The organism is Bradyrhizobium sp. SHOUNA76, assembly GCF_023006445.1.
Taxonomy (GTDB): domain Bacteria; phylum Pseudomonadota; class Alphaproteobacteria; order Rhizobiales; family Xanthobacteraceae; genus Bradyrhizobium.
This window is the reverse complement of sequence record NZ_JALBHA010000272.1, coordinates 1-8,516: the sequence shown is the minus strand read 5'-3', so window position 1 is coordinate 8,516 and position 8,516 is coordinate 1. Positions and strand designations below refer to the sequence as shown.

The 8,516-nt window shown below is 65.7% G+C and carries 8 protein-coding genes; 5 read left to right on the top strand and 3 right to left on the bottom strand.

What is annotated here, in order from left to right; all coding sequences use genetic code 11:
- Together MOV74_RS24005 and MOV74_RS24000 are read right to left on the bottom strand one after the other, a co-directional pair.
- Positions 1–860, bottom strand: an 860-nt coding sequence (locus MOV74_RS24005) for a polysaccharide deacetylase family protein (RefSeq protein ID WP_246928081.1), incomplete at its 3' end; no start/stop codon positions are given.
- A gap of 179 nt (positions 861–1,039) precedes the next feature.
- Entirely contained in the window at positions 1,040–1,813 is a 774-nt protein-coding gene (locus tag MOV74_RS24000; protein ID WP_246928079.1) for a polysaccharide deacetylase family protein, read from the bottom strand.
- Positions 1,814–1,928: 115 nt separating this feature from the next.
- Between MOV74_RS24000 and mgtE the strand changes: the two genes are divergently transcribed.
- The 4 genes from mgtE (at position 1,929) to MOV74_RS23980 (ending at position 6,026) form a co-directional block, all read left to right on the top strand.
- Entirely contained in the window at positions 1,929–3,350 is a 1,422-nt protein-coding gene (mgtE, locus tag MOV74_RS23995; RefSeq protein WP_246928077.1) for a magnesium transporter, read from the top strand.
- A 355-nt stretch (positions 3,351–3,705) separates the two neighbouring features.
- On the top strand, positions 3,706–4,023 hold the full coding sequence (locus tag MOV74_RS23990) for a DNA-binding transcriptional regulator (protein ID WP_246928019.1): 318 nt from the start codon (positions 3,706–3,708) through the stop codon (positions 4,021–4,023).
- A 166-nt stretch (positions 4,024–4,189) separates the two neighbouring features.
- Positions 4,190–5,008: an aldo/keto reductase gene (locus tag MOV74_RS23985; protein ID WP_246928016.1), complete on the top strand. Its 819-nt coding sequence runs from the start codon at positions 4,190–4,192 to the stop codon at positions 5,006–5,008.
- A 49-nt stretch (positions 5,009–5,057) separates the two neighbouring features.
- Positions 5,058–6,026: a hypothetical protein gene (locus MOV74_RS23980; protein ID WP_246928014.1), complete on the top strand. Its 969-nt coding sequence runs from the start codon at positions 5,058–5,060 to the stop codon at positions 6,024–6,026.
- A gap of 929 nt (positions 6,027–6,955) precedes the next feature.
- Here MOV74_RS23980 and MOV74_RS23975 read toward each other — a convergent pair.
- Complete coding sequence (locus MOV74_RS23975) at positions 6,956–7,672, bottom strand: DUF599 domain-containing protein (RefSeq protein ID WP_246928005.1); 717 nt, start codon at positions 7,670–7,672, stop codon at positions 6,956–6,958.
- 124 nt (positions 7,673–7,796) lie between these two features.
- On the opposite strand from MOV74_RS23975, the gene MOV74_RS23970 reads away from it, so the two are divergent.
- On the top strand, positions 7,797–8,459 hold the full coding sequence (locus MOV74_RS23970) for a glutathione S-transferase family protein (protein WP_246928003.1): 663 nt from the start codon (positions 7,797–7,799) through the stop codon (positions 8,457–8,459).
- Positions 8,460–8,516 lie beyond the last annotated feature (57 nt).

The window sequence follows — 8,516 nt, the reverse complement described above, 5'->3', positions numbered from 1 at the left end:
ATCGGCACAGTCTCGGTCGGCGGATGCAGCAGCCACTCCACCGGCGTGGTCGGTGTCGCCGGCCGGTCGGCGGTCGCGGGCACCACATGCACGATGCGATAGCCGCGCGCCTTGAGGTCGCGGATGATCTTCGGCAACGCCGCCACCGTCCGCGCCTGGATGTCGTGCAGCAGCAAGATGCCCTTGCCCTTGGCCTCCAGCCGCTGGATCGCGAGCTGATAGACGCGGTCGGACGACACATGGCGCCAGTCGTCGGCCGGGAAGTCGGCGCTCCAGACCTGGATGCCGCGCGAGATCAGATGATGCTCGACGCCTTCGGCGCGCATCAGGCCGGGAATGCGGAAGAACGGCGCCAGCTTGGACGGATCGGTCATCGCGGCCGAGGTCCACTCGATGCCGCCATTGATCTCGGCCTCGAATTTCTCGGCCGGCATCCGGTCGAAGGTCAGCGGATGGTTCATGCTGTGGGTGCCGACGGTGTGGCCCGCCGCTACCAGCTTGCGCACGCCTTCGGGGTTCGCCTTGGCCTGGCTGCCGATGATGAAGAAGGTCGCCTTGATGCACTCGTCGTCGAGGATCTTGAGGACCTGGTTGGAATATTTCGGCAGCGGACCGTCGTCGAAGGTCAGGACCACTTCATGATCCCTAAGCGGTAGCGTCTCGCGGTACTGCATGGTGCCGATCAGCGGATGCTCGTGCGGATCGACCACGAGGGTGCGGGAGGTCCCGAGCGCATCGGGGTGGCCCGGGCAGTCGGCCGCAAGCGCCGCCGGCGATCCGAGGGTCGAACATCCAAGGAATCCGCTGAGGCAAAGGACGATCCACGATCGCGTCCGCAATACAACGCTACTTCCGATCATGAACCCGGTCTGCCTTCATATGCGCTTGCCGCCATAGTAGGTCGGAGACATCAGGAAACGGTTCAGGCGCAAAGACCCTTTCCCATCGCAAAGTCCCCATCCATTTGCAGGGGGTAGCATGAACAGAGTGTTAATAGGGCCCAAATCACCCCATTTTGCGCCGGCGTGACATTCCGGCATCAGCGCGCATCGGCATTCTTCTGCGGCACGCCGGCCGGTGCGACGTGAACCACGCGAAAACCGTTCTCCCTCAGATACCGCAGGAAGGCCGGCATGATCGCGGCCGTGCGCGCCTTGGGGTCGTGGAACAGGACGATGCCCTTGCCGCTCGCGGCAAGGCGCTCCGTGACGAGCTTCAATTCCTGCTCCGGCGTCATCTCGTTCCAGTCGCTGGCCCACAAATCGGCCCCGAACACGACGATGCCGCGCGACTGCAGCAGGTCGAGCTGCGCCGGCGTCCCCTGGAAATAGGGGAAGCGGAAGAACGGCGTCGAGGGCGTCGTCGACGACGTCCCGTGCAGCGCCATCTCGTCGGCCGCGATGCCGCGGTCGATCTCGCTTTTTGCCTTGTCGAACGGGATCCGCGCCATGAACGGGTGCGAGAAGGTGTGGTGGCCGATGGTGTGGCCTTCGCGGGCGATGCGCTTGACCATATCGGGATGCTGGGAGGCGTGCATGCCGATCAGGAAGAAGGTCGCGCGCACGCATTCCTGCGCCAGCGCCGCCAACACCTTCGACGTCGTCGGCGGGTTCGGCCCGTCGTCGAAGGTCAGCACGACCTCGCGATCGGCCAGTGCAAGCGTCTGCGGAAAGCTCTTCAGGCCCACGCGCGGCGTGGTCTTGGCATCGACGCTCAGCACGCGCGAGGTGCCGAGTGCGTCCTTGCGCGGGCACTCGGCGGCTTCAGGCGAGGTGATGCCGGCGAGGGCCGCGAGGGCCGCGCCCAGCGCCATCGAAGTCCACCTCAGTCGAAGCATCTTTGTCATTGCGCTCGCAGTTGGCTTGTGGGTATTGCCTGACCGTCAGCTCAGACCACCTGATCCAACCTGTCAAACGGCGAGGCGCGCCATGGATGAACATATGGACGTTGCCCGATCCGCCGCGGATTCGGTACTCGACCACGTGCCGATGCGCAATGAAGACGGCGATATCAGGCACGAATTCGTCGAGGAGATCGCGCATGCAATCGAGGCCGGCGACAGCGCATCGCTGCGCGCCTGCGTCGCCGAGCTGCACGAGGCCGATCTCGGCGATCTGATCGGCGCTCTGGAGCCCGACGACCGCGTCCGCCTGGTCGAGCTGACCGGGCGCGACTTCGACTTCGCCGCGCTGAACGAGGTCGACGAGGCCGTCCGCGAGGAGATCCTGGAGGAACTGCCGCCGGAGAGGGTCGCCGAGGGCGTCCGAGAGCTCGAATCCGACGACGCGGTCGAGCTGCTGGAGACCCTCGACCAGGCCGAGCAGGAGGAGATCCTCGAGAAGCTGCCGCTCAAGGAGCGCGTCGCGCTCGAACGCAGCCTGCTGTATCCCGAGAATTCCGCGGGACGCCGGATGCAGACCGAGTTCATCGCGGTGCCCCAGGATTTCACCGTGGGCCAGGCGATCGACTACATGCGCGAGACGCCGGATCTGCCCGACCGATTCTACGAGATCTACGTCGTCGACAAGGACCAGCACTGGCAGGGCGCGGTGCCGCTCGACGTGCTGCTGCGCGCGCGCCGGCCGGTGGCCTTGGCCGAGCTCACCGACGAGGACCGCCGCCGCGTCTCCGTCCTGGAGGACCAGGAAGAGGTGGCACGCATGTTCGGCAAGTACAATCTCGTCGCAGCCCCCGTGCTCGACACCCAGGATCGCCTGGTTGGCGTCATCACCGTCGACGACGTCGTCGACGTCATCGAGGAGGAGGCGGACGAGGACCTCAAGGCGCTCGGCGGCGTCACCAGCGACGAAGAGCTGTCGGACACCTTCCTGACCATTGCGCGCGGCCGCTTCAACTGGCTGCTGGTCAATCTCGCCACCGCCTTTCTCGCATCCTCGGTGCTCGGCCTGTTCGAGGGTCAGCTCGAAAAGATGGTCGCGCTCGCCGTGCTGGCGCCGATCGTGGCAAGCCAGGGCGGCAATGCCGCGACCCAGACCATGACGGTCGCGGTGCGGGCGCTGGCGACGCGTGAGCTCGGCTCCTCCAATGCCTGGCGCGTGGTGATGCGCGAGGCGCTGGTCGGTCTGATCAACGGGCTCGCCTTTGCCGTGATCACGGGCATCGCGGCGGTGGCCTGGTTCAAGATTCCCGGCCTCGGCATCGTCATCGGGCTTGCGATGGTCTGCAACCTCATCGCCGGTGCGCTCGGCGGCATCCTGATCCCGATGGCGCTCGAACGCGTCAGGGCCGACCCGGCGGTGGCGTCCGGCACCTTCGTCACCACCGTGACCGACGTCGTCGGCTTCTTCTCCTTCCTCGGGATTGCGACGCTCTGGTTCGGGCTGAGGTAGGGGGCGAGGCCACGCTCTCTCCACGTCATTGCGAGCGCAGCGACTTTGTCCGCCGAAGCTTTAGCGAAGGCGGAAGCAATCCAGAATCCCTCCGCGGTGGCAGCCTGGATTGCTTCGTCGCAAGAGCTCCTCGCAATGACGGGGATAGGCAACGGGTTCCCCCCGTGTCCCGGACGCGCTGCAACGTGTAGCGTTGCTGCGCAGAACCGGGACCCGGAAGGCGGCATACTCCGTGGCGAGATGGGCCCCGGCTCAGCAGCGCATCACGTCGTGCTGCGCAGCGTCCGGGGCACGCGACCTCGTATCTTTAATCCGAACTTAAGCGACCTGCCGCATCATCGCCTCGCTTGGGGGAATGAGCATGCGGTTGCGGCTGAAGGCGGACGGACGGGTCGTTGAGTTGCGGGACGGACAGGAGTTTCCGGTCCAGCCGTCTGCGGCGGAGCCCACGGCAACAGCCGCGCCCGGCGATAGCTCTTTGCTCGCGGTGCGCGATTTGCGCCGCCGCGCCTGCCTGACCCAGATGGAGTTCGCCGCCAAGCTCGGCGTTCCCGTCGAGACCATCCGCAACTGGGAGCAGGGCAAGCGTGCTCCGCGGGGACCAGCCCGCGCGCTGCTCGCGGTAATCGCGCACGCTCCGGATACGGTGTTCCAGGCGCTCGCCAAAGCCTGACGTCAAAGCCTGGCGTCAAGGGCCACAAGCCCCGACGCGAACCTCCCGTTAGCATTGCGCCAAATATCCCGCCGGACTGCCGCGGCTTCCGTTGGCAGCGTCATGGGCCGGGTCCATAATGAGGCCTGATGACGTCAGGGGTTGCCGCAACGGAAGAGGACTCCTCATGCTGTTCGTCGAGGCCAATGGCGCGAGAATCCCGGCGATCGGGCTCGGGACCTGGGAGTTGAGCGGAAGGCTTGCCGCGCGGGTGGTCGAGCAGGCGCTGCGGCTCGGCTATCGCCACATCGACACCGCGCAGGTCTACGACAATGAACGCGAGGTCGGCGACGGCTTGCGCGCCTCTGGCGTCCGCCGCGACGACGTTTTTCTCACCACCAAGGTCTGGACCAACCATTTCGCGCCCCATGATCTCGAGCGCTCGGTCAAGGAGAGCCTGGCGCGCTTGCGGCTTACCTCCGTCGACCTGTTGCTGCTGCATTGGCCCAATCCGCACGTGCCGCTGGCCGAGACGCTCGGCGCGCTGTCGCATGCCAAGCGCATGGGCCTGACCCGCCACATCGGCGTGTCCAATTTCACGGTGGCGCTGATCGAGCAGGCGTTGGCGCTGTCGGGCGAGCCGCTGGTCTGCAACCAGGTCGAATACCACCCCTATCTCGGCCAGGCGAAGGTGAGGGCGGCCTGCGACCAGCATGGCCTTGCACTCGTCGCCTACAGCCCGATCGCCAAGGGCCGCATCAAGTCCGACCAGACGCTGGCCGGGATCGGGCGCACTCATCGCAAGACGCCGGCGCAGATCTGCCTGCGTTGGCTGGTGCAACAGAATGTCGCTGCGATCCCGCGCACCTCGCGCATCGAGCGCCTGTCTGAAAACATCGAGATCTTCGATTTCGAGCTGTCGGAGGACGAGATGAGCCGGATCGCCGCGCTCGCCAACCCCAAGGGCCGCCTGACCGACTTCGGCTTCGCCCCGAAATGGGATTGAGAGGGGGCCGGGGTATGCTAGGACCGCGACGGCAACCCAAGATCGGTCGATGGAACTGCGGAAGATCATACGGACGGACATTGCGGCGTCGGCAATCGCGCATCTGACGCTGGTGGCGCTGATCATCGTGATCAGCGAGGTCCATCCGTTTCACGCCGCGCCGCCCGAGACCGTGACCGTCGACATCGTCACGCCGGAGCAGGTGAAGGAGGAGATCAAGGAGCAGGAGACGAAGGAGGCGGCCAAGGAGAAATTGCCGGAGCCGCCGCCCGATCTGAAGCTGCCAAAGCTTGATTTCACCGACAAGTCCGAAGCGGCGGGCAAGCCCGCGGCCAAGCAGCAGGCAGCAGCACCATCGCCGCAGCAGACGCCAGCTGAACCGCAGCAGAAGCAGCCGCAACCCTCGTCGGCGCCGAAGCAGCGTGAGGCCAACGTGCAGCCGCAGCCTGAACAGCCGCAGTCCTCGCAACAGCCGCCGCCGCAACCGCAGCAACAACCGCCGGCCCAGCCAATGCAGCAGCCATCGATGCAGCTGCCGCCACAGGCGATGCAGCAGCCACAGGCCGCGCCGCCGCCGACCTATCAGGCTCCGCAGCCTGACGTCACCGTCAAGTACGGCGTCATGCTGGGCCTGCCTCCGGAATTGCCGCCGCAGCTGCCGAAAGACGCCCCCAAGGACGATGGCGGCGACGCCAAGGATTCGATCGCAGCCAAGTTGCCGGCCGAAATCATTGCCGCGCTTCGCAGCCACTTGCGCAGCTGTGCGAAATTGCCGGCCGGACTTGCGCCGACCGACAACGTTCATATCAAGCTGCGCACGGTGTTCGCCACCGACGGCACGCTGGCGCGCGAGCCGATCCTGCTCGAAGCCCCGCCGTCCACAAAAGGGGTGGCCCTCGTGAGGTCCGCAATGAGCGCGCTTCAGAATTGTCAGCCCTACAAGATGCTGCCCGCCAATCTATACCAGGAATGGAAGGTGCTGGACCTGCCGTTCAGCCCCCGGGATCTTGGCGGGTAGCTGTTGTAGCCCGGGTGAGCGCAGCGATACCCGGGGCCGCTCGTCCGGCATCTTGCACTGTCCCGGATGTCGCTCCGCTCATCCGGGCTACGCGGCCGCGCCTGTGTCGCCCTCTGTCAATCCACTCGCGCAAAAATATTCCCCTTTACCGAAATTCGGTTTTGTCGTATGTGTCATCCATCCCGGCTCATCCAAGAGGGGCGATCTTGTGTCGTCACGCATCGCGAGCCGGGCCTGCGGTGGACGCGGCAGCGTCGGCACGAGATGGGGCGGGCAGGGCGGGTAGTCCCTGTGAGCTCGTAACCCGCGTGCGGACGAGCGGCGCTGCTAGGTTCGTCTCGCCTGTAAGTTTCGCAGCTCCGTCGACTGGGCTGAGAAAACTGCGGCGAAATGGCGGGCCGTGCGTACGGCAAAACCGTGTGGTCCTGGCCGTCGTTGCTACGGTCAAGTCTTTCGCGAAGGTGCGAGCGAGCTCAACCGGGCAGACTGCATCATCCAATTCGCGGGGCGAGGGAGGCCAGAAGGAAAGTTCGGCTCCCGGGAGAGCACGGCATAAGCCGTCCGACCATCGCGCAGGGAAGGCCGAGTGTTCGGCACCACCTGTATGCTGCTGTGCGGTCTTCTTGCGCTACATTTCGCGCAGCAGACCGCGGGTGCGAGCTGGCACCCGGCCTTCCCTGCGCCCTCTTGGATTTCAGAGGGGCGAAAGATGAAGCAAAGCTCGGGCGAACAAGCCGCGAGGCCGAAGAGGCATGTCTGTGATTCAGATTGCGAACCGGAAGGGCGAAGCAGTTGCCACACACCCTGGCATCGTAGGGTGGGCAAAGCGAAGCGTGCCCACGACTTTGCGTATCGTCGTCGGACTCGTGGGCACGGCGCTTTGCGCCTTTGCCCACCCTACGGCACCGCGCCGCGTCGCAGAGCGGCGCTCAATGACCGCGCTTCCCCATCTCCTCGCCATCCGCCCCCTCCGGCGCCATCGCGGCCCATGCGCTCGAGGCGAACTGCCGTCGCCAGGTTACGATCACCACGGCTGCCGTGGTGACGAACAGCAGCCAGGGGCTGACGAACCAGCCGAGATAGCCGAGCGCGAAGAAGAAGGCGCGCTGGCCGCGGTTGAAATGGCGGCCGGCGGATTCGAACAGGCGCGAGGTGCGGATGACATGGGCTTCGGCTGCGGGCGTGTCGCGCTGGTCCGCCGGCGGCATGCCGCCGAACAGGATCGCGACGTAATTGAACAGGCGGTAAGCCCAGGCGAACTTGAAGAAGGCGTAGACGCAGATCAGCACAAGGCCGACGCATTTCAGCTCCCACATGGCCGGCGAGGTGCTGAGGTCGATCGGCAGCTTGCTCAGAATCGTGATGGCATCGTTGGTGGCGTGCAGCAGCGCCAGCGCGCCGCCGAGCGCGATCAGGCTGGTGGAGGCGAAGAAGGCGGTGCCGTTTTGGAGCGAGGCCATGATCTGCATGTCGACCATGCGGGTGTCGCGGTCGAGCAGGCGGCGCACCCAGACCTCGCGATAGCGGTTCATACGCGCCGACAGGCTGTCGCGGCCATAGGCCGAATGCTCCAGCGTCAGTGCATAGACCAGCCATTCGATGATGAAGAAGCCGACGGCGGTGATGTCGACCCAATGCCTGCTCATGTCTGTCTCCTGGCGCGGACCGCAACGATTGCCACGCATGGCGAAACGCAGCAATGATTGATTGGCGGCAGGCGATGGCGTTAAAAGCGGCTCGCTCTAGGACGTCTCGGGAAGGACTGATGACATGGCTGCGCTGAAACTCGCGATCGGCAACAAGAACTACTCGTCATGGTCGATGCGGCCCTGGCTCGCGCTTCGCGCCAACGACATCCCGTTCGTGGAGACGCTCATCCCGCTCTACACCGACAATCCCGCAGACAAGGAGCAGATCCTGTCCTTCAGCCGCGCCGGCAAGGTACCGGTGCTGGTCGACGGCGACGTCACGGTGTGGGATTCGCTCGCCATCATCGAATATGTCGCCGAGCGCTATCCGGAAGTGAAGCTGTGGCCGGACGACGTCGCCGCGCGCGCCCATGCCCGATCGGTGTGCGCCGAGATGCACTCCGGATTCGTCGCTCTGCGCAACGAATGCGGCATGAACCTGCATCGGCCGATCCGCCCCGTGGCGCTGTCGGCGGACGCCAAGGCCAACATCGCCCGCGTCGAGGAGATCTGGCGCGAGTGCCGCACGCGCCATGGTGCCAAGGGTCCGTTCCTGTTCGGCCGCTTCGGTGCGGCGGACGCGATGTACGCGCCGGTCGTGCACCGCCTGCGCACCTATGCGATCGACGTTGCTCCGGACACGAAGGCCTACATGGAGACGATGATGGCGCTGCCGGCGTTCCAGGAATGGACCCGCGACGGGCTGGCCGAAACGCTCGTCATCGCCAAGTTCGAGGACGCCTGATCGCTGGGTCCGACCGAGGCGGCCGGCCGCGTGCCGGCCGGCGGCGCTCATGGTCCG